We start from the raw sequence: 22,459 nt of genomic DNA, 5'->3' as shown, positions 1-22,459 counted from the left end.
ATTAAAATCAAAAGATAGCTTTATATAACAAAAAAAATACAAATGAATTGATTAAACAGGACCAAACTGCTTCATGATTTGTATTTAACGCACATCAATATAGCTATGCTTCAAAATTAATACAGATTTAATGTCGATTTTGCGGGTCATCAATCTGTTAACTCTTTTATGCGCCGTATTTTAATTGCTATTACCCTTCTTTTTTATTTCGTCAGTTCATTTGCACAAACTGCCCCTGGTAAAGGTAAAATTACCGGTAAGGTGATTGATTCCGTTTCAAAAACAGCAGTTGATTTTGCTACTGTCAGCTTGTTTAAAGCTGGAGCAACCACTCCCTTTGATGGCATGAGTACCGATCCTAATGGGAATTTTGCATTGAGTAACCTGCCCGCCGGACAATACCGCTTAGTGGTAAATTATTTTGGATACAGACCTATAACTGTTAACAATATCACCATTTCCAATACGGCACTAAATATAGCTTTAGGGAATTTAATGATGGTAACTGTTGAAAACCAGCTAAAAGGAGTTACCATCACCGGAAGTGCGCCTATCGTAGAAAATAAAATTGATAAAATGGTTTATAACACGGCCAATGATCTCACTGCACAGGGAGGTGTTGCGTTAGATGTGTTGAAAAAAGTGCCTATGGTGAGTGTAGATATAGATGGTAACGTAGAATTGCAGGGAAATGCCAACGTGCGCTTCCTGATCAATGGAAAACCTTCCAGTATATTTGGTGCCAGCCTGGCGGATGCCTTACAGTCTATTCCGGCCAGTCAGATCAAAAGCATTGAAGTAATTACCAGTCCGGGGGCAAAATATGATGCAACAGGTACAGGCGGTATTATCAATATCGTATTAAAAGATAATAAGGTTCAGGGAATTAATGGCAGTGTAAACCTCTCTGCCGGTACACGTTTGGAAAATAGCTCTGTTAATTTAAATGCCCGTAAAGGCAACGTTGGTTTCGGCGTTTTTTTTAGTGGAAATGAACAATTAAATACAACGACTAAAAATACAAGCAACCGGCTTTCTTACAATAACAGCCGAGATACCATCAACCGTCTCTACCAGCAGGGCAGCAGCCCGATAAAAAGAAGCAGTTACCAGTCGGGGATCAATTTTAACTGGAGCATTACTCCGAAAGACGAACTGACAGCTACGGCAGGCTTTAATCATTTTGGTAACCGGGGTGCGGCAGTGACGACACAGGATCAGCAATCGCTATTATCAACGGGTAATACCTTATCTGATATAATGAGTATCAGAAATTCTGCCAGCAGGTTTAACTCCAATACCACAGATATGAGCCTTGGTTACAAAAAGACCTTTAAAAAGGAAGGGCAGGAGCTGGATTTTCTATATTCCTCCAGTTATGGGAAAAATACGGTGAATGCATCACAGCAATCTGATTACCTGAACGGGGATTATCCCTCATCCGGCCTGCAAAGTAATAATCCCGGTAAAGATCATGAAACGGATATATCGGTGGATTACACGCAGCCTATAAGCAAAGGTTTTACGATAGAAGCCGGCGGTAAGTTAGTGCTTGAAAACCTAAATAATAATGTGGTTACGGATTCCCTGCTCAATGATGGCACATACGGGCCAAATGATGGCCAGACCTATGGTTTTAAATACAAGCGAGATGTTTACGCGGCTTATCTTTCCACTTCCTTTTTGCTGTTTAACGACTTTCTGGAAGGTAAGGCTGGCCTGCGTTATGAACGAACCAGCACCACTGCCGATTTCGCAGGAGCGGGAATTCCCGGATATAATACCTTTGCCCCATCTTTTACGGTACAGCATAAGCTGGATGATAGTCAGTCCATTAAATTTGCCTATAGCTACCGTATTGAAAGACCTGATTATGGCGATCTTAACCCTTTTTACAATATCAGCGATCCGCACAATATCAGTACAGGTAATCCTTTGCTGAAACCTGAGATAGGACATAATTATGAATTGGGTTATAGTAAAACCTTTAAAAGCGGGGCAAATATTTATTTCGCAGGTTTTTACCGTCACAATACGGAAGATATACAGTCATTAACTACTTACTACGATGTGCTTAATGTAAATGGAACTAATTATACCAGTGTGGCTTTAACGCAAAGGTTTAATATCGGTTCACAAACAGGGGTTGGTGCAAATATTTTTGGATCCGTACCGTTAACTAAAAAACTAAACCTTCGTTCTAATATACAGATAGGGGAAAGAACGAATAGTACACCTGGATTAGCCACAGTTAGCGGATTTTCTTACCGTGTCAATTCAAATGTCAGTTACCAGTTCGCCCACGATTTAACGGCAGAGGTGTTTGGCAATTACAATTCTTCACAAAAGAATATTCAGAGCACCCGCCCGTCTTTTTACTTCTATAACTTCGCCGTAAGGAAACAGTTTCTGAAAAAGAATGCCAGTATCGGGCTTACAGCGGCAAATCCTTTTAGCCAATATGTTAGTCAGAAAGGAACCACTTTTGGGTCGAACTTTAACCAGACAAATTTAAGGCAGATCCCTCTCCGTTCATTCGGGATTACCCTGAGCTATAAATTTGGCAAGCTGGAATTTAAGAAAAAACCGGAGGATGAAAATGCTATACCTCAACAGCCAACAGACAAATAGATTAAATTAAGAAACTTCAGCAGGATTGTTACGTCCCTTATACAGCAATCCCCATTCTTTAATACTCTGCATCATAGGCAGTGTAGTTTGTCCGAATGCTGTTAAGCTATATTCTACAGTTGGTGGTACTGTAGCAAAAATTGCCCTGCTAATTAAACCGTCTGCTTCCAGTTCACGGAGTTGTGAGGTGAGCATGGTAGGTGAAATGCCGGCGATTTCCCTTTCTAAAACTTTAAACCGCTTCGGGCTTTCTTTTATAAGTGCATGGAGTAGGCGTAATTTATATTTTCCGCTCAATAAACTTACTGCATATTCAATCGGACATAAAATTTTTTGTCTTTTATCAAATTTATTCTCATTCATATTCAGGTTACTATAGTTTTTTTGACTAATACAGTTTTCGTGTACTACTTGTAAAAGTATAGTGCTGGATCTACATTTGAAAATAAATAAGAAAAAATATGAGCGACCTAATGAGAGCAATTTGTTTGATACCCAACGAGGGTGTTAAGCTGCAAGATGTTAATAAACCTGAAAAAGCCGAACCTGGACATTTGTTGATTAAAATGATTTCCTCTGCAATAAATCCGGGAGATAAAGCTTTTATAAACCGTGCACTTCCTCCGGGATCAGTGGTCAGTCTTTATCATGTTTATGGTGTCTCGGGTGTAGGAAAGGTGCTTGAGATTGGCGCAGGGGTTCCTGAAGCTTACAGAGGGAAGAATGTGACCATGTACCGCTCCTTAAAATTTAGTGAAAGCATGATAGGGACATGGTGTGAATATTCCCATATGCACTTTTTGGATTGTGTAATCCTGCCTGATGATGTCAACCCTAAGGAATATTCCGGCTCAGTAGTAAATATGATTACGCCCTATGCATTTCAAAAACAAATTACGAAGGAAGGACACAGAGGTATAATCAGTACTGCCGGTACTTCAGCAACAGGAATTGCTATGGTGGGTATTTGTCAGGCATATGATTTTCCACTGGTCTCTATTGTCAGAAATGAAAAGGGTAGAAAAGAACTGGAAGCGCTGGGCGCCAAAAATATTGCCGTTCAGGATGATTATGACTTTGCACAGCACTTGAAGGAAATGTCACAGAAAGCGGAAACAACTGCTGTTTTTGATGGAGTAGGGGGAGAGGTGTTGAATAAAATAATTGAGGTAATACCAAATAATTCGACGATCTACTCCTATGGTTATCTTGGTGATGCTATCCCTTTAACTGTTCATACGCGTACATTAACGTCTAAAGGCATTACTATAAAACCTTTTGGTAATTTTAGAACTGAAACGGTACAAAATCCGCAAAATTTAGCAGCTGCACTGGCAGCTATTGGGGAGCTGATACATCTGCCACATTTTAAAACCAAAATAGGGAAGAAATTTAAATTGGAGGAAATTAATGAGGCGCTGTTATATTCGCCTGAGAATGGTGAAAAGGCAATCCTGAGCCATTTTGAATAGGCTTATGGCTTCCGATATGTATTCCTAAAAAGAGAAAAAAACGCTGTAAAAACCCTTTTCCTTCAAATGCCGTAAGTAAACATCAGTTTAACGTTTTAAAGATCTAAAAACGCGGTTATGAAGTTATTATGCACCTTCCTTGTGGTAATGTCGGCCTTTTTTATGGCCGACAAAAACATCCCTGTAGCTAAAGTTGACCTCAAAAAATTCTCTGGAACCTGGTATTCTTTATATTCTATTCCAACTTTATTTGATAAAGGCAGCAGGGAAACCACAACAAGGTATACGCTTAACAAGGAAGGGTATTATGATGTATTAACTTCTTATAAGAAACCGGGTGATGAAAAAGTGCATACCGTTGCGTCGAAGATCTTTCCTAATGACAAACAGGAAAGTGCGATGATGAAAGCACAATTCATCTGGCCAATTAAGGTAGATTATTGGGTGATCGAACTGGCCGACGATTATTCTTATGTTGTGGTAGGTCACCCCGACCATAAGTTTTTGTTTATCATGAGCAGAAATACTCAGATGCCTAAAAAAACATATGAAGAAATTGTAGAGAGGTGCCGTAAAAAAGGTTATGATGTTGCTAAACTCACTTCACAGCAGCATGTTCAATAAAACCTGATCTATCCTTATCGTTACTTTAAGGACATCTTCGTTTTTGTATATTTGATTATGCGCCATAAGATATGCCTAATATTCATCATACTTTTTGCAGGTTTAACTGCATTTGCACAGGCTAATCATGATTACTCCAATGCCGTTGACGGTTATTTTACAATTCATAATTTTCCCTTTCAAAGTCATGAAACAGCACTGCCTTTGTTAAAGATCCACTACACTACTTTGGGCAAACCCATCAAAGATAAAAGTGGAAAGGTAACCAATGCAGTGCTGATTATGCATGGTACAGGCAGCAGCAACAGGGGCTTTTTAACTCAGCAATTTGCAGGGATACTCTTCGGATCAGGACAGTTGCTGGATACTGCTAAATATTATATTATCCTGCCTGATGGGATAGGCCATGGGAAATCAAGTAAGCCAAGTGATGGCCTGCACATGAAGTTTCCGAAATATACTTATGATGATATGGTGGCCGTTTATTACCGTTTGCTTACTGAGCATTTAGGGGTTAATCACCTGCGCTTAACGATGGGCACTTCCATGGGAGGTATGCAGACCTGGATGTTTGGCTATTTGTATCCCGGGTTCTCGGATGCTTTGCTGCCTTTGGCAAGTCTGCCGGTGCCTATTGCCGGAAGAAACCGTATGATGCGCAAAATGGCCATTAATCTGATCGAGGCCGATCCTGAGTGGAAAGGTGGTGATTATACCTCGCCTCCGGCACAGGGCTTAATGGGAGCGGGCTCTTCCTTGTTTTTTATGGGTAGCAGTCCGCTGCAACTGCAAAAGGAATCGCCAAGCCGTCAGCAGTCGGATATGATGGCGTATGAAATGCAAAAGGGTTATACTAAAATGGATGCCAATGATCTGATCTATCAGTTGGATGCCTCCAGGAATTATGACCCATCACCTTATCTTGATCAAATAAAGGCTCCGCTGTTTGCCATTAACTCTGCCGATGACCAGATCAATCCACCAGAGTTGGGTATCATGGAACGTGAGATTAAAAAAGTAGCGAAAGGCAGGTACATCTTACTGCCAATAACTGATCAGACACGAGGGCATGGCACTAATTCTCTGCCTGCAATCTGGGATAATTATCTAAAGGAATTGCTTTCCGTTTCCGGGCAATAGTTTTAGTTCTACCTTACTATTGAACTAAAATTTCATCGGCAAACATCCAGGTGCTGCTTCCCTTGAATAAATATCCGTCGGGAATAAGTCCAATATTCTTCGCGGTGACCTTAATGTAACGCACAGGGTTCTTTTGCAGCGGAACACTAAATTGCTGCAGATAAGGTTCTCCTCTAACAGATCCTTTCTGATTTTTTAAATTACCTGCCAAAGAATAAGTAATCCCATCAGGGGAAGTATAAACTTCCATTTCTTCCGGTAAGAAAATGCCACTGTTCGGATCGCAGAGGAAGCTGGCTGAAACGGAAGATAATGAAGATGGAGCTAACATATCCAATACTACTTCGAGGTCTTTGGCCAGGAAGCCCAGCCATTTTCCATCTTTGAAAGCTGTGGTTCCCATTACACCGTCAGTGAGACTGCCCGCTCCAGATGCGGCATACTGCGTATTATAAGTGCTGGTAAAGCTTACTGGTTTCCCCAATGCCTTATTCACAGGTATAAAACTTTTTGAAGCAGCAATTACCTTATTTCCTTCAAATAAAGCCGCATAGAAGGTGCTGGCTTCCTTTACCTGAATAGGCTGTTTATAAACGGAGGATTGCTGGTCTGGCTCTTTGTCCAGTGCATATCTCAATACGGCAGTACTGGTACTGCTCGATAAAGAAACAGCCGCGGTATAGTCTGGATTGATATGATAAGTGATTACCGGATCTGGAGAAACTTCCAGCAAGTCGAACCAGGCTGTTCCATGCTGCAATAATTCAAGGCTTAGGATAGAAGTGGTAGATGAAGTGCCTGCACGGTAAGTGAAAGTATATTTTTTCCACTCCCTGGTCAGTGGAAAGGTATGATCCTGCTGCATGGCATCCATAGCCAGACGGAAAGAAGGAAGTTTATCCTGCTCTTTCGCTTTGGCCCATACCGATACGGTATAACTGTTGCCTTTGCTCATTACCAGGGGCAATAACCTTATTTTTTTGCCTCCGCTGTCTGTCGGTGTAATCAGCCGAAGGCTAAATAGTCCTTCTTTATGTTGTGTGGGATCAGTAAAAAAAGTGGCTCCCGGATCTGATTTCTGTTCACTGGTAACCGTTACATTAGCCCCGATAGCCAATCCCGGACTAACAATCTTTTCAAAGCTGGGGTTAAGCGTCAGGTTATTTTCCGGTAGTAAGGCGTTTGTTATAGAACTGCGAACCAGGTATACCCGTGTACCATAAGCATCAATGATATCGTTGATATGGCCTTTTTCAAATGGTACAGTACGGTTCTCAAACCACAACTCAGCCTGATGGTTTAGGCTGCTATCTTTTACAGCTACATCCAGTGTAAATAGTTTTGGTTTATTTTCGTTGTTCACCGCTATGATCAGCAGGTTACCTTTGTAAAGAAAGGTACGGGTAAGGATCTTCGGGTCGTTGGTTTTTATTGCCGGGGCTTCATCTCCTGACAATAAAAAGGAAGTCATCTGTGCAGTTTCTACAGCAACGTCACTGCAGGCCGACCACGCGGATACCGATTGTGGATTTAGGTTTCCGGCAGCATGAACATAATACTGAATACCCTTTACACCACTTATCAATCCCATATAGGTCATCAATCTCATTTCCTGTCCTGTAGGTTCGCGGGGCCACATTTCCTGACCTCCAAAAGCTTGTGGTACCAGCCAGACAGATTTTTCATACCGATAGGCTTCATTGTATTGTTTCAAATCTTCCATGATCTTATCTGCTGGTCCTGGAATAGGATAAGGATCTGTCATGGCAATATCCATGGTATTCCTGAAGTCGGCAGCCTTTGAAGGCATCATGAAAACGATAGACACAGGGTGGTACGGATCCAGTTCATGGATCAGCTGATAAGCTTCTTCCAGCACTTTTGGCGGGCGGCCCTGCCCATCCGGTTCATCATTAATATACCATGATAATAAGGCGGGATGATCCCGGAAGGCCAGAACTTCCTGTTTCAGTAAGGCCAGTTTTTCCTGGTCTGATTTGTCCAATCCCTTTTCTCCGTTGTGGCCGCTGCCAACCAGCGAATTAACTCCGTATTGCACTTTTACACCCAATTGTGCACAGCGGTCCATATACTTCTTCCGGGAGGCGTAACTTGATGGCAGATTATCCTGGTAAGGGCCTACCATGTTAAATCCGTGGACTACTTCTCTTTCCGGGAGGTCGCCAACCGGACCGCAGTAAAAACCAAAAGGCAGAAAAGGAAGTCCGTCTGCAATCAGACCGCCTGTAAGCAAATCAATTTGTGTGGCATTTGAGCGGTATTCCCTTTTGATCAGGTTAACTGTGCCGCTGGCTAATAACTGTTTCCCATGTAACAAACGGTAAGTTAAAGGAAGGGTGCCAAAAGGCATGGCCTGAATATTCAGAACAGCTTTAATCTGATGACTATTGTGTTCAAAGGCAGCTTTTAGCTGTTTTCCTTCGTAGGTAAGGGTAAACTGGCAGTCGACAGGTTGGATACTGTCTGGTAACACGGCGATTACAGCCCCTTCATCTTTGGGCAGGTAATAGTTGTACCGGCTAAAAATTTTGAAATTGGAAACAGAAGGTTTAGTTTGTGCATGTAGGATTGCTGTAAAAAACAGAAAAATTAAGCACGGAATAATTTTCTTCATTAGTGTATTTTAATACGCTGAAAATAGCTTAAAAGGAGCTTATAATGGTAGGAAATACAAATTTGTTACTCAATTGCAGGGTGTAATGTTTACGTCAATGCAGATTAAAAATGAGGTAAGACCAATATAAACATTAATTTTAGTCGATTTTTTAAATATTGAATGATAGAGAATAACGAGATCCCTGAATTGTTTGTAGTTGGCGCAGGGCCCGGAGATATAGAGTTAATGACAATTAAAGGGTATAAGATTTTGCAGCAGGCGAATGTTATTCTATATGATAACCTGGCTAATAAAGAATTACTTGACATTGCCAGGGAAGACTGTGAAAAAATATACGTGGGCAAGCAGCCTTATGGTGCCTATACGCCGCAGGAAACGATCCATGAAATGATTAAACATTATGCCTTTACCAAAGGCAAGGTGGTGAGGTTAAAAGGAGGAGACCCCTTTATTTTTGGAAGAGGATTTGAAGAGATTTTATACGCCAGGGAGCAAGGTATTAAAACACATTTTGTACCGGGTATTTCCAGTATGCAGGCTTCCGGTTTTGACGATATTCCACTAACCCACAGGAATATCAGTGAAAGCATATGGGTAGTTACAGGAACAAAAAAGGATGGAACGCTTTCGGCAGACCTGCGTTTAGCGATGCAAAGTAATGCCACCGTAGTGATCTATATGGGGATGAAACAATTGGAAGCAATTGCGAATACTTATAGGGAAGCGGATAAAGGGCTTACACCCGCATCCATTATCCAGCACGCTTCCTTACCCATACAAAAATCTGTTAAAGGATTGGTGCAGGATCTTCCCGAAATGGCAGCTTCCGCACAGTTAACTTATCCGGCTATTATCATTATTGGAGCAGTAGTAAATTTATCAAACAAAGATTAACCATGGGTGAAATTAAACGGCAGCGGGTAACCAGGGCAGATGGAAAGGCAATCAATCTTGTTCAAAGAAGAGGGCATTTATCCTATTGTTATAATGCCTGCTGCTGTGGAAGGACTGACCGCGGGTTTAGTGCAGTACCGGTAGATCTCTACAAAAGTGAATGGCTGCGGCGTAAGTTGCGTAATGTGGTACACATGACAAAAGGCGGCTGTTTAGGCCCCTGTACACTGGCTAATGTGGTTACTTTGCTTTTTGACGGACATTCGGTCTGGTTTCATTCTATTAACAGCGACTGGCAGGTAACGGCCATATTTGATTACATCGATACGATGGTAGCTGCAGATGGTTTTCTGGTGCCGCCGGCAGAACTCAATGAATATGTTTTCCAGTTTTATACCTGGAAAGGTTCAGAGAACCCTGCACAGGCAGATCAGTTTAATCAACCAACGGAAAAGAACGGTGTAGTTTTTCTTACTCATGCAGATACCGACCTGCTTACTTTACACCGGGCACTGCAAGCCCTGCCGGAAGAGTTTCCTCAAACAACAGGCATCAACCTGCAGGCTGTAAAAAGTGAAGCCCATATGGCACAATTGCTGGACAGGGAGATTGGCAGTGCAAAAATTATTGTGCTGCGGATACTCGGACGTCCAAGCAGTATTCCCGGTTTCAGTGAGCTCGTTCAAAGGGTTCAGCAGCAAGGCCAGCATTTGATCATTGTTAGCGGAACCGGTGATTTTAATCCCGAATATGCGGCGGCATCTACCGTTTCACCTGATATTTTACAGGAAACTTTAAGTTACCTGGACGCAGGGGGCCATATCAATATGGCTTCATTGCTGCATTTCCTGTCAGACAGGCTATTGATGACCGGCTTTGGCTTCGATGCCCCGGTTATTTTGCCGCAACATGGTATTTATCACCCTGATCTTCCTGAAAATGCTACTTTACAGGATTGGGAACAAAGACGAAATCCTTCCTGGGCCAGTGTAGGTATTACTTTTTATCGTGCCCATTATATCAGCGGCAATACCACTTTTATAGATGCACTGATCAGATCACTGGAAGACAGGGACCTGAATGTGCTGCCCATATTTACAGCTTCTTTAAAAGCTACAGACCCGATATCGGGATGGCCCTCCGCATTTGAATTTTTTAAAGATGGCCGCATTGATGTATTGGTCAATACGGTTTCTTTTGCTATGCAGGACAGCAATTCGGGCGATATCGGTGAAAATATATTGAGTAAACTCGATGTGCCCATTTTACAGGCCATTACCAGTGGCATGTCCCGCGGAGCATGGGAATCTTCCAGCCGAGGGCTAAATCCACTGGATACCGCAATGAATGTGGCGATCCCGGAATTTGACGGACGTATCATTACCGTACCCATCTCCTTTAAAGAGAAGGGAAGGGAAGCTAAAGGATATGAATTTCTGGAAGACCGGATAGAACGTGTTGCCGGTTTGGCTGCCCGATTTGCCCGTTTACACCATTTGCCTAATCCTAAAAAAAAGATAGCCTTTATTTTTACCAATTCAAGCAGCAAGGCCTCACAGATAGGCAACGCTGTTGGGCTGGATGCCCCGGAATCTCTGATGGCTATTTTACAGGCCATGCAGGCAGAAGGTTACCAGCTCAATGAACTTCCTGCTTCTGGTACCCAGCTAATTCATGAGCTGATCAACCGCTGTTCCTATGATGAAACTTACCTCAGTTCACAGCAGCTGGCCAATGCGGCAGGCCGGGTGTCATTTGAACGGTATGCCGGCTGGTTTAAGGAACTCCCTGAAACCTTACAGAAAAAAATAGAAAAACAATGGGGCGCAGCCCCCGGAGAAACCTATATACATGACGGACATATTTCTTTTGCAGGTCTTGATCTGGGAAATGTGATTGTAGCCTTGCAGCCGCCCCGCGGTTATGGTATGGATCCCGATGCCATTTATCATCAGCCAGACTTGCCGCCAACACATCATTATTATGCCTTTTATCAATGGCTGCGTAACGACTGGGGCGCTGATGCGATTGTACATGTGGGTAAACATGGTACGCTGGAATGGCTGCCCGGAAAAGGAATAGGTCTTTCGGAAAACTGTTTTCCGGATGCTTTTTTGGCAGATATGCCGCTTTTTTATCCTTTTATTATTAATGATCCGGGCGAAGGTTCACAGGCTAAACGTCGCGCACATGCCGTAGTGGTAGACCATTTGACTCCGGCAATGACCTCTGCAGATAGTTACGGCGAACTAGCCCTGCTCACCCAGCTGGTAGATGAGTATTACCAGGTGGAAACTTTAGACCCTTCAAAACTTCCGCTGCTGCAGCAGGAGATCTGGGAGCTGATTAAAAAGACTAACTTGGATAAAGACCTGTCGGTAATGCTTAAACGTGATCATGGCGACCATGTTCATGAGTGGGACGATGAAATGACGCCGGAAGGAGTGCCGGTCAGCATCGCTGAAATGGATGGTAAGGATGTGGCGCATTTAATTGAAGATATTGATGGTTACCTCTGTGAACTGGGTGCTGCCCAGATTCGGAACGGCCTGCATACTTTAGGGCAGGCACCTGAAGGTAAAGCATTGATAGATATGCTGCAGTCGCTCACCCGATTATCCAATATTGGCGTACCTGGGTTAACTACTCAGCTTGCTGCTCTTTTTGAATTTGATATCAATGCACTCCTTGATCATAAAGGACAGCGTTTGGATGCTGTCCCTGAAGATTTTATCAGGCTAGCCGGCCGGCCTGTTATTACCGCTGCCGATGCTTTGGAAGTGATCGATGAATTGGGTAATCACCTGATTCAATTACTTCATCAATATCATTTTAAACCAGCAGCCGTTCCGCAAACCTTTGAAGAAACTTTTAGCCTTAAGGCTGATAAAGGAGCAGAGGTGATTAAAGTAATGACCTATATCTGCGAATCTTTAATCCCTAACCTGGCGCAAACCTATGATGAGATCAGTAATCTTTTACATGGTTTATCAGGAGGATATATTCCTGCAGGTCCAAGTGGTGCACCTACTCGCGGAATGGCACATATCTTACCTACAGGACGTAATTTTTATAGTGTAGACCCAAGGGCTTTGCCTTCGCAGGCAGCCTGGAAGGTTGGACAGCAACTAGCGCGTGAGGTATTGTCGCGCCATCTAAAAGAAAAAGGTTTTTACCCGGAAAATGTGGCGATCAGTATCTGGGGGACCAGTGCCATGCGCACACAGGGGGATGACGTAGCTGAAATCCTGGCCTTGATGGGTGTTAGGCCACTCTGGCAGGCAGAAAGCAGAAGGGTAGTAGGTTTGGAACTGATTACCCTGGATGAACTTAAACATCCCAGAATTGATGTCACTACCCGCATCAGCGGATTTTTCCGTGATGCTTTTCCGCATTTGATAGAACTGATTGATGAGGCCGTACAACTGGTGATCTCCGCTGAAGAACCCGAAGAGGGAAACTTTGTGCGCAAGCATTATTTAAAAGACCTTGAAGGATTTAAAGCTGAAGACCTGTCTATTGAAGAAGCCGAAGAGAAAGCATCCTACCGCATTTTTGGTTCTCCTCCGGGAAGTTATGGGGCAGGTATTTTACCGCTGATCCAGGAAAGAAACTGGAGTTCTGATGCTGATTTTGCATCTGCTTATATCAATTGGGGAGGTTATGCTTATACCAGGGGCGTTAGCGGAGTAGATGCGCGGGAGGAATTTAAAAAACGATTGTCGGTGGTAGAAGTAGCTTTGCATAACCAGGATAACAGGGAACATGATATTTTTGATAGTGACGATTATCTGCAGTTCCATGGTGGTATGATCGCTTCAATCCGCAGCTTAACGGGGCAGCAGCCTAAAAGTTATTTTGGGGATACGCAAAATCCCGACCGCGCAGCGGTGAGGGATTTGAAAGAAGAAGTACTGCGCGTTTTCCGCTCCAGGGTTGTTAACCCTAAATGGCTGGACAGTATAAAAAAACATGGTTATAAAGGTGGATTGGAATTAACTACCACAGTAGATTATATATTTGGCTACGATGCCACAGCGCAGGTAGTTGACGATTGGATGTACCAGGAAATAGCAGAAAACTATGCATTGAATAAGGATATGCAGGATTTTTTTGCGGAGAATAACCCATGGGCATTACATGCAATTACCGAAAGGCTGCTGGAAGCGATACAACGTGAAATGTGGTCGGCCCCGGCAACAACCACACAGGCGCTGCAGGAGTTATATTTAGAAAGTGAAACTTTATTAGAAGCGAAAAATGAAATCTAATTATCCCTTTACAGCGATCGTAGGACAGGAACGGCTTAAAAAAGCTTTGCTGTTATGTGCCATTAACCCGGGCATCGGCGGTCTGCTGATACAGGGTGATAAAGGAACAGCAAAAAGCACTGCTGCCCGCGCCCTGGCTGAAGTCATAGCGGCTCCCTTTGTTAATTTGCCGCTTGGAGCTACTGAAGAAAGGGTTTTGGGCAGCATCGACCTGGAAGCTGTACTGGTAGAAAAGAAAAAGAAATTCCAGCCTGGATTGTTGTCTGCAGTTCATGGAGGGATCTTATATATCGATGAAGTAAATCTATTGTCCGATCATTTGGTAGATGTGCTACTGGATGTAGCGGCCTCCGGAGAAAATATCATAGAGCGTGATGGCTTATCTTTTAGTCACGCTTCAAGGTTCACCCTGATCGGAACAATGAACCCCGAAGAAGGACAGCTCAGGCCGCAGTTCTTAGACCGCTTTGGCCTGATGTTTCATGTAGAAGCCCCTGTTGAGGTAGCAGAAAGAACGGAAGTAGTGCGTCACAGGATTGCCTTTGAAAACGATCCTGTTGCTTTTATAAAACAATGGGAAGCCGCACAGCAGGTATTGCAACAGCAGGTTTTTAAGGCCAAAGAATTGCTGCCTGCTGTTCAGCTGAATGATGACCTGCTTACGATGATTAGCCAGCTGACTACCAGCTTACAGGTGAAAAGTCTTCGTGCAGATATTGTGATGTATAAAACGGCTATTACCATTGCTGCGCTAGATCAGCGTAGCGAGGTTAATGAAGCTGATATTAATGAGGCTGCGGAACTGGCCCTGGCTCATCGCAGCAGGAAAAATCCATTTGCAGAACCACCGGCTTCGCCAAAACCTCAGCAGTCAAAGGAAGCCGGAAAGAAAGAACCAGGGAAGAATGAAAATAATGAACCCCTGAAGAAAAACCAGGCACCCCAACAAAATCAGACTTCCTATTCAGGCAGGGAGGATAAAGCTGAAGATCGGCCAGATAAATCTAAAGATCATCCTAACGAAACATCCAATGATGAAGACCCTGGTGGAGATCAAATAGACACTGATGAAGATGTCAACGGTAAAGAACAAAACCAGGGAGGAAATATAGCAGAGCGATTATTTGGCGTAATTAATCCGGTCACTTTACCAAAAATAGAAGGTTACATAAGCAAATCAGAACAGGCTCCGTTAACAGGCAGACGCAGCAGCGCATTAAATTTAACAAGGGGCAAGTCTATCGGGGCTGAACCTGCCAAAAACGCTAAGGATATCGCAATAGAAGCAACTGTGCTTCATGCTATTTTAAGAAATCCGGAAGAACTGAATATTACCATCAATGATCTCCATCAAAAAAAACGAAGCAGCAAGATCAGCAATCTCATTTTGTTTGTGGTAGATGCCTCTGGGTCAATGGCGGCAAGTAAACGAATGGAAGCCGTGAAAGGAACAGTTTTCAGCTTGTTGCAAGATGCTTATCAGAAACGTGATACCGTAGGGGTTATTGCTTTCAGAGGAATAGCAGCACAGGTATTGCTTCAGCCCACACAAAGCATTGAAAGGGCAGAAGAGGCAATGAGAACCCTGCCTACAGGAGGGCGCACCCCTTTACCCCATGCCCTGCAAACTACCATCCAGCTGTTACAGCAATATGATCAAAAGGGTTACCATCCTATAGTGGTAATGCTAACCGACGGTAAAGCTAATGTAGCCCTGGGAGGGGAAAGCGATCCATGGCACCAGAGCCTGGTATTGGCCGCTCAATTGAAAAAAATGAATATTAAATCTTTGGTATTAAATACGGAATCCAATTACTTTAACCTGGACAAGGCCGCAGAACTGGCAGTTGCACTAGGCGGACAATACCAATCCCTGGATGATATTTCGGAAGAACATTTAACCCCGCTGATCAGTCACCTATTATAATGCTATTTTAGGCTTAAAACGAGGAAATTAACTTTAGTTGAAATAAAAAGGAAAATAAATTATTTTATTAATTAAATTTGTGTTTAATTTGTAATGTAATTTCCATGAAAGAATATATCAATCGATTAAAGAAAGAAGCCGTTTACGTCAGGCTTGAAGCAAAAGAAAAAATTGCAAGGGCAATTAATGTCCATGGTTTGATAAAAGTGCTGAATTGTATTAACCAATCTTATAAGAATTTTCTTGAAATTCAGTTAAATAAAGATTCTGCATATGCTCAGTCCAACCAGCTGAAAGAACCAATACCTTTTATCAGAGACAATGAGTTATTGATTGTTGATCTGGATTTTTCAAGTTTTGGAGCGGCTGTTATTCCTGATACTTTAACGGTACTTGATTATACGGGCCGTAAAATCAGTTCAGAGAAAAAAAAGCAGATTTTCAATGATTTTAAGAACGATGTAATTTATGCAGATTTTAGTGACGAAAAATTTGTAGAACGCATTTCTAAGACATATTCTGGTGAAGAACGTAATGAGATCTATAAACCTTTTTTAACCAATATATATAAAAATAAACATTTTGACTTTTACTGCGGATCTAATAAGAATAACCTAAAAAAAATATCAGACGGTCTAAGCAAAAAAGTTGTTAATCAATTGATTCCAAAAATAAAGCAAACAAAAGATATGGATTTAAGAGAATCGGTACATGCCATGTACGTTACTGCAAGTGATGAAAATGATATAACAGGTAAAAAACAATATTCAAAAGTTCTTGCAACAGAAAAATTAGAATTAGCGGTGTATCCTTACCAGCTCAGTAAAATTAAAGTTGATCACCATAACTACTTATTCAATAATAAGTTGAGTGCTGATGTAAGTTATGAGGATGATCTGTTTTATATAAAATATCTCAATTTAAATATTGAGGTATGGGGTAAAGATAGGGAAGAAGCAGAAGCAGCTTTTGACTTTATGCTAAAACAGACTATCACAAATATCTATCTGGAAAAGAATGAAAATCTAATGCCAAAAGCCCAGGTTATTAAAGAGAACCTGTCTAAACTTATCATATCATAAATTATGAGGGCACGAAAACCAAAAGACATTGAAAAAGCTTTGTTGAAAAAGGGATTTATCTCCAATGAAGAAAGTCATCATAAATATTATATTCTGCATTATGATGGTAAAAAGACAGATATATATACCTATTTAAGTCATAGTAAAAGAACCGAAGATTATGGGACCAATCTCATGCAAAAAATAAAACAACAACTTCGGTTTAATAATACCAGATCTGCTGAAAGGTTCCTGGATTGCCCTATGACGCAAAACGAATACATTGAGATGCTTAAACAATCAAATTCAATTTAAAATATCTGGTGGTTATAATTTTAACATTATGATCTATATTTGATCGATCAATGATGATTAGTTAATTAATATTTCATTGTTCAAATTTACCATGCTGATGAAAGAAGGAATATTACTTTGCGGTCACGGTACCAGAAAAACTGCCGGTGTAGACGAATTTAAAAAATTAGTAGAGATCTTAAAAGACCGCTACAAAGATAACTATGAAGTGGATTATGGTTTTTTAGAATTTAACCACCCCTTATACGAAGCTTCCGTAGAACGTTTATACAGCAAGGGAATACGTAAAATCTATGCACTGCCCGTTATTCTTTTTGCCGGTTCCCATGCCAAAAATGATATTCCCTACGAACTGAACACCATCCAGTCTTACTATCCTGATCTGGAAATAAAAATGGCCAGCCCGATAGGTGTAAACTCTTTTGTTTTAGACCTTGCAAAAAAGAGAATTGAAGAAACAGAACTTAACTTAAGTCCCTTAGATCGTAAGGAAACCTGCCTGGTGGTAGTGGGAAGGGGAACTACCGATCCCGATGCCAATAGTGATGTTACTAAACTCATGGGCATGTTATGGGAAGGAATGGGTTTCGGCTTTGCCACTACTGCATTTAGCGGTACCGCTTATCCTTCTGTAGAACAGTCTTTGGCTATGGTAGAAAAACTGGGTTTCAAAAGAACTATTGTTATTCCCTTCTTTTTCTTTACCGGTATTTTACTGGACAGGATATATGCTGCGCTGGAAGAAAAGAACAGTCTTTCCTCCCAGGAATTTATCTATACAGCTCCTTTTGGAACAGATGAACTGATGCTAAAAGCATTTGACAGCCGTTTGGAACAGGCCATAAACGGCGAGGGAAACATGAACTGTCAGCTTTGCAAATACCGCAGGCAGATCATTGGTTTCGAGGATGAAGTTGGAAAAGAACAAATCGGCCACCACCTCAATGTAAAAGGTGTGTTGTATGAAGAAGACGAAAAAGTAGGCGAAAAAAAGAATTCAATCGGCAGTCAGTTTAAAAAACTGCTGGGAATTTAAAAAATCAGAAAAAAAGACCGCTGTAATTCACGAGGGCTGTTTTGAGATAGTAAATTATTAAATCAGCGGTGTTAAAATCAGGTTGTAAATCCAGATACAGCCAATCGTAATCGATCCTAAACCTGCAATTCCGTTCATCCATTTGAATACGGCAGTATTTTTTTCTAAAAACCTGCTCATGGTATGGATCAGCACGTAACTGTAAACACCCATTGCCAGGATGATCCCTGCCGATTCGATGATCAACACCCAGATAGAAGCTGCAATTGTAGGTGCACTGATTACCAGTGCTGTAGTTAATGCGCCGCCTGTTCCTGCCAGTCCGTGAAGCATACCTACCCAGAACGACCTTGTTAAAGGGTTCATGGCAATTTCCTCTCCTTTTTTTCCATGCAGGTGAATAGGATTAGATGGCAGGTGATCATGGGCTTCGATCTTTTTGTTATCCTGGATCATTTCATTGATCTTATAATTACTCCTGATGGCCCTGATACCTAAGATAATCATGATAGGCCCTACGCAGATCTCCGCCCATTCAGAAATATGAGTAACATAACGATGCAGAGACGCTTTGAAGATCAGCGCAATTACCCCAAAAATAATCAATGTAACAGAGTGTCCCAATGCCCACTGGGAGGCCCTGAAAATTACCGACCAGGATATTCTTTTTTTGTTTACAGCTTGTTCAGAGGCTAATACCGACACGGCTGTTACATGGTCGGGTTCAAAAGAATGTAAAATGCCTGCGATCAGCGGGCGGCTTATGCTAAGAAAACTCATTCGGATATTTTATATAGGCTCCGTCTTTACTGATCAGGAATAACACCAGTTCAGCAGATGGAATTAAGGCCGAACAATTTTCATAACAGGCTTTTAGCAGCGCCTGGTAAAATGGTTCAGCGGCGGCAAAGCTAAACAATTCGGTTAATCGCCCCGCCATGTTAAACAGTAAAATTTCGGATAGTAATTCATCAGGATAACCGGCATCTTTAGCCAGCTGCCAGACAAACTCCTTGTTCCAGGTATTCTTGCCGCTGTGGGTATCCAGCATACCTTCTGCCAGCTTAACGGACTTTCCCAGCATAATACCAAGGTTAACCTTTTTAATGGGACTGATGGCTATTTTTTCCAATGTTTCTCCGATCCAGTTGCCATAATGTATGAAAGCAAAATCTGGTAATGAGGGGAATAAAAGTTTCAGGTTCTTTTCACTCCTTGCACCGGAATTGATTACCAGCTCATCTGAGCCATTTGCCACGGCTACATCTATACCCTGTGTGATACTGGCAATATAGGAAGATGCAGAAAAGGGGGTAACGATACCTGTTGTGCCTAAGATGGAGATTCCGCCAATAATTCCCAGGCGTTCATTTAATGTTCTTTTGGCAATGACTGCGCCATCCTCTACAAAAATAGTTATCGCGATGCCTTTATGATCCAGCTGATGATCAGACAGCAGCTTTTTACAGGCGTTAGTGATCATTTGCCGCGGAACGGGGTTAATGGCAGGTTCTCCTACGCCAATGTCCAGACCGGGTAAGGTCACTTTCCCCACACCTGTTCCCTGTAAAAAGATGATTTTGCCGGAGTCATTTAAACTAACCATTGAACCAATGATTGCCCCATGTGTTACATCGGGGTCATCTCCGGCATCTTTTTTTGTGGTACACGTACATTGATCTTCAGTAAACTCACAGGTACTCAGGTGAAAAGACTGTTCCTGTCCGATGGGCAGCAAAATAGTAATGTCTTCCACCTTTTGCTGCAGGATCAGTGCCTGTAAAGCAGCCTTTGTACAGGCTGTAGCGCAGGCACCTGTGGTGAACCCTGTTCTTAAAGGACCGTCCGGTATGGGTTGCAGTTCACTCATTGGATACTGTTTAGTAGCTCCTGCCTGTTGTGCACAACTTTAAATAAAGCAGACAGCTCGGGCTTAATGAGGATAAATATAGGAATATGGCAGGCAATTGCGGCTTCGGTTTTTGCATTCAGCCTACCATTTAATCCACTTTCCTTGGTGATGATCACCTCAGGTTTTAAGCGGTTAAACAGCTCAATTTCTTCACTTTTTTCCTGTGGAAGTCCAAAGAGAAGATTTTTTTCAGGAAAATGGTACCGTGCTGCAAAATCTATCGAATATTCCCTGTCAAGGATACGGAACCAGCAGGGATAATCTTGCCAGAAGCTGCTGAGGTGGGGGATAGACTGTACACCTGTCAAGGCCAGCATAGACTGATAGCCCAGCTGTTTAATCTGGATTAAAGCTGCCGCATAATCATCTACATAATGAACCAATGGATCTTTAATCCGCTTTGAAAACTCTCTTTCAAAGCGGATCACAGGAATTTCACTAGCTAAACTAGCAGCCGTGGCATGTAACTCTTTTGCAAAAGGGTGGCAGGCATCAATAATATAAGAGATTCCATTTACCCCGCAGAATTCTTTTATTCCCTCTACGGTTAAGCTTCCGTACCTGTATTTTCCTTTACCTTCAGACTTCACCTCTGTCCGGGTAGAATAGATATACTCCAGCCCCGCCTCCTCTAACCAGGCGGCAGCTTGTTTCGCTTCTGTTGTTCCACCAAGTAATAGAATCATTTAAATAGATTTTATACCGTCTTTTTTTCTGAAAATATGATACCAGTTATCGCCATACAGCCAGGAGCGGTTTTTACGTGCACCTATGGCTTCGCCTACGATGATCAACACGGTACGGGTTAACTTATTGTCCTTGATGATCTCGCTCAGCTCATCCAGCTTTCCTGTCCATACTTTCTCATCTTTCCAGCTTACACGGTAAAGTACCGCCAGAGGGGTTTCAGGTGGGTAATGCTGTAAGAGTTGTCCTTCCACTTTTTTAACAATGCCGGCACTGAGGAAGATACACATGGTAGCCCGCAGTTTTGCCATCTCTTCCAGTTTCTCGTGTTCGGGCATCGGGGTATTTCCTTCCCCGCGGGTAAGGATAATGGTTTGGGCTACTTCAGGAATGGTAAATTCCGACCTTAAATAGGCTGCTGCGGCCTGGAAGGAGGAGATACCGGGGACAATGAAATAGTTATAATTTCTTTCATCGAAGATGGTCATTTGTTCCTGTATCGCCCCATAGATGGACGGATCGCCAGAATGTAAACGCACAATCAGTTTCCCCTGTTTGTACATGAGGTCCATCAGCTCTACCTGTTCTTCCAGGGTCATAGAGGCCGAATTTCTCACCAGGGCAGTAGGTTTGGCAAACTGCGTTAGTTCTTCAGGGACAAGACTTCCTGCGTATAAAATGCAGTCGGCCGCTTCAAGCAGTTCCTTGCCTTTTAGGGTGATCAGCTCGGGAGCTCCCGGACCTGCACCTACGATAGCAATCATTCCGCCCCGCTCAAAAGATTTAACCAGGCAAACGGCATGGGTAAACATTTTTCCTGAGGAAACCTCTGCTTTTGTTTTTTCTATGAGCCAGGAAGTTGCATCAGCTGCTAAAGCCGACGAACTTTCAGACACTCCCTGTACGCCTATTTTTTCCATCACCATTTCAGATGGATTGGCCAGTGTTACTTTTTCTAAATCTTCAACAGAATAGGTAATGAAATCCCAGTTATACCTATCGGAAACCCTTAAATAAGCTTCTTCTTTTGATTTGATATCAACGGAAGTTAAAACAGCTATACTTTGATAAGCTATGTTTTCCTCAGCCAGCTGTTTCAATAAGCGTTCTTCAAACAACTCTGGTTCTATGTCTTTTGAACAGCCGCTGCCTAAGCTTAAACATTTTGGATAAAAGGACAGGGCAGGTATAGAACTTTCAAAAAGCTCATAACCTACATAGATCAGCAATTCATAATTGTTCTGATCCAATTCGGAAAGATCATAATAGATATCTGTAAAGGCTGGTTTTGTTTTTTCCAGATAACCGGTTCCTGCATCTTTTACTTTGAGAACAAGAGCAGTGGGCCTGTTGTTCACAAACAGCGAAATAATCTGGTTGAGGGATTCGCCGGGGGTTGCCGACCAGCTAAACTTTTCCGCCAATAAGTCCAGTGCCCATAACTCCTGAAGATCGCTTGAAGTAGTGATCACAGGTTGAGCCTGTAGCACACGACTTAACTTTCTTGTCAGTTCATTAGCACCTCCCATATGTCCGCTGAGCACCGACTGCACAAAAGTTCCCTGGTCGTCGATGTTGATCACCGCAGGATCTGTGGTTTTACTTTTAATATAAGGGGCAATGCTTCGTACACAGATTCCCAGTGCACCCACAAAGACCCATACATCATAACGCTGGAATTGTGCCTGCAGTAAAACATCCAGGTCCTCTAATTTGAGTATATTTTTTGAATATTCCGTTTGACGGGTAGTGTATAATTTGCTGCGCTGAAATTCTTTCTGTATCACCTTACCGATGGCTAATCCGCTATCCGTAAAAGTTACAATGCACACTTTTTCCTCTTTTAACATG

16 protein-coding genes are annotated in these 22,459 nt (G+C 42.4%); 10 read left to right on the top strand and 6 right to left on the bottom strand.

Annotated elements, in window-relative coordinates; all coding sequences use genetic code 11:
• The first annotated feature begins 168 nt into the window (after positions 1-168).
• Entirely contained in the window at positions 169-2,631 is a 2,463-nt protein-coding gene (locus GSQ84_RS16350) for a TonB-dependent receptor (protein WP_158798351.1), read from the top strand.
• 6 nt (positions 2,632-2,637) lie between these two features.
• Here GSQ84_RS16350 and GSQ84_RS16345 read toward each other — a convergent pair whose 3' ends face one another.
• Positions 2,638-2,994, bottom strand: a complete 357-nt coding sequence (locus tag GSQ84_RS16345; RefSeq protein ID WP_158798350.1) for a helix-turn-helix domain-containing protein — start codon at positions 2,992-2,994, stop codon at positions 2,638-2,640.
• A 110-nt stretch (positions 2,995-3,104) separates the two neighbouring features.
• Between GSQ84_RS16345 and GSQ84_RS16340 the strand changes: the two genes are divergently transcribed.
• The 3 genes from GSQ84_RS16340 to GSQ84_RS16330 all read left to right on the top strand — a co-directional run bounded on the left by GSQ84_RS16340 (position 3,105) and on the right by GSQ84_RS16330 (position 5,867).
• Positions 3,105-4,103, top strand: a complete 999-nt coding sequence (locus GSQ84_RS16340; RefSeq protein ID WP_216848944.1) for a zinc-binding dehydrogenase — start codon at positions 3,105-3,107, stop codon at positions 4,101-4,103.
• Between the two features lie 117 nt (positions 4,104-4,220).
• The gene (locus tag GSQ84_RS16335; RefSeq protein WP_158798348.1) at positions 4,221-4,727 is read left to right on the top strand and encodes a lipocalin family protein; all 507 of its coding nucleotides are present in this window, start codon (positions 4,221-4,223) and stop codon (positions 4,725-4,727) included.
• 57 nt (positions 4,728-4,784) lie between these two features.
• Positions 4,785-5,867: an alpha/beta fold hydrolase gene (locus GSQ84_RS16330; protein WP_158798347.1), complete on the top strand. Its 1,083-nt coding sequence runs from the start codon at positions 4,785-4,787 to the stop codon at positions 5,865-5,867.
• Between the two features lie 16 nt (positions 5,868-5,883).
• Here GSQ84_RS16330 and GSQ84_RS16325 read toward each other — a convergent pair whose 3' ends face one another.
• Positions 5,884-8,502, bottom strand: a complete 2,619-nt coding sequence (locus GSQ84_RS16325) for a carbohydrate binding domain-containing protein (RefSeq protein ID WP_158798346.1) — start codon at positions 8,500-8,502, stop codon at positions 5,884-5,886.
• 162 nt (positions 8,503-8,664) lie between these two features.
• Here GSQ84_RS16325 and cobA point away from each other — a divergent pair, with 162 nt between their 5' ends.
• From cobA to GSQ84_RS16295, 6 genes are all read left to right on the top strand, one after another.
• A complete protein-coding gene (gene cobA / locus GSQ84_RS16320; RefSeq protein ID WP_158798345.1) occupies positions 8,665-9,399 on the top strand; it encodes a uroporphyrinogen-III C-methyltransferase in 735 nt (244 codons plus the stop codon).
• Between the two features lie 2 nt (positions 9,400-9,401).
• Positions 9,402-13,670, top strand: coding sequence for a cobaltochelatase subunit CobN (gene cobN, locus GSQ84_RS16315; protein ID WP_174238674.1), 4,269 nt, complete (start codon positions 9,402-9,404; stop codon positions 13,668-13,670).
• A complete protein-coding gene (locus GSQ84_RS16310; RefSeq protein WP_158798344.1) occupies positions 13,660-15,597 on the top strand; it encodes a magnesium chelatase subunit D family protein in 1,938 nt (645 codons plus the stop codon). Before cobN ends, GSQ84_RS16310 begins: the two co-directional genes overlap by 11 nt.
• A 104-nt stretch (positions 15,598-15,701) precedes the next feature.
• Complete coding sequence (locus tag GSQ84_RS16305; protein WP_158798343.1) at positions 15,702-16,679, top strand: hypothetical protein; 978 nt, start codon at positions 15,702-15,704, stop codon at positions 16,677-16,679.
• A gap of 3 nt (positions 16,680-16,682) precedes the next feature.
• On the top strand, positions 16,683-16,973 hold the full coding sequence (locus GSQ84_RS16300; RefSeq protein WP_158798342.1) for a type II toxin-antitoxin system HicA family toxin: 291 nt from the start codon (positions 16,683-16,685) through the stop codon (positions 16,971-16,973).
• Between the two features lie 97 nt (positions 16,974-17,070).
• The gene (locus tag GSQ84_RS16295) at positions 17,071-18,009 is read left to right on the top strand and encodes a sirohydrochlorin chelatase (RefSeq protein WP_216848943.1); all 939 of its coding nucleotides are present in this window, start codon (positions 17,071-17,073) and stop codon (positions 18,007-18,009) included.
• Between the two features lie 57 nt (positions 18,010-18,066).
• Here GSQ84_RS16295 and GSQ84_RS16290 read toward each other — a convergent pair whose 3' ends face one another.
• The 4 genes from GSQ84_RS16290 to cobM are packed head-to-tail and all read right to left on the bottom strand — an operon-like array spanning position 18,067 to position 22,458.
• Positions 18,067-18,789, bottom strand: coding sequence for a cytochrome c biogenesis protein CcdA (locus tag GSQ84_RS16290; protein WP_158798341.1), 723 nt, complete (start codon positions 18,787-18,789; stop codon positions 18,067-18,069).
• On the bottom strand, positions 18,776-19,879 hold the full coding sequence (locus GSQ84_RS16285) for a cobalt-precorrin-5B (C(1))-methyltransferase (RefSeq protein ID WP_158798340.1): 1,104 nt from the start codon (positions 19,877-19,879) through the stop codon (positions 18,776-18,778). The genes GSQ84_RS16290 and GSQ84_RS16285 overlap by 14 nt, the downstream gene beginning before the upstream one ends.
• Positions 19,876-20,607, bottom strand: coding sequence for a precorrin-6A/cobalt-precorrin-6A reductase (locus tag GSQ84_RS16280; protein WP_158798339.1), 732 nt, complete (start codon positions 20,605-20,607; stop codon positions 19,876-19,878). The genes GSQ84_RS16285 and GSQ84_RS16280 overlap by 4 nt, the downstream gene beginning before the upstream one ends.
• On the bottom strand, positions 20,608-22,458 hold the full coding sequence (gene cobM / locus GSQ84_RS16275) for a precorrin-4 C(11)-methyltransferase (protein WP_158798338.1): 1,851 nt from the start codon (positions 22,456-22,458) through the stop codon (positions 20,608-20,610).
• Between the last annotated feature and the right edge of the window lies 1 nt (position 22,459).

Origin of the sequence: Pedobacter sp. L105 (assembly GCF_009765875.1) — a bacterium.
Taxonomy (GTDB): domain Bacteria; phylum Bacteroidota; class Bacteroidia; order Sphingobacteriales; family Sphingobacteriaceae; genus Pedobacter.
Note: the sequence above shows the minus strand (reverse complement) of the source record. Positions and strands in the feature narration are given on the sequence as shown.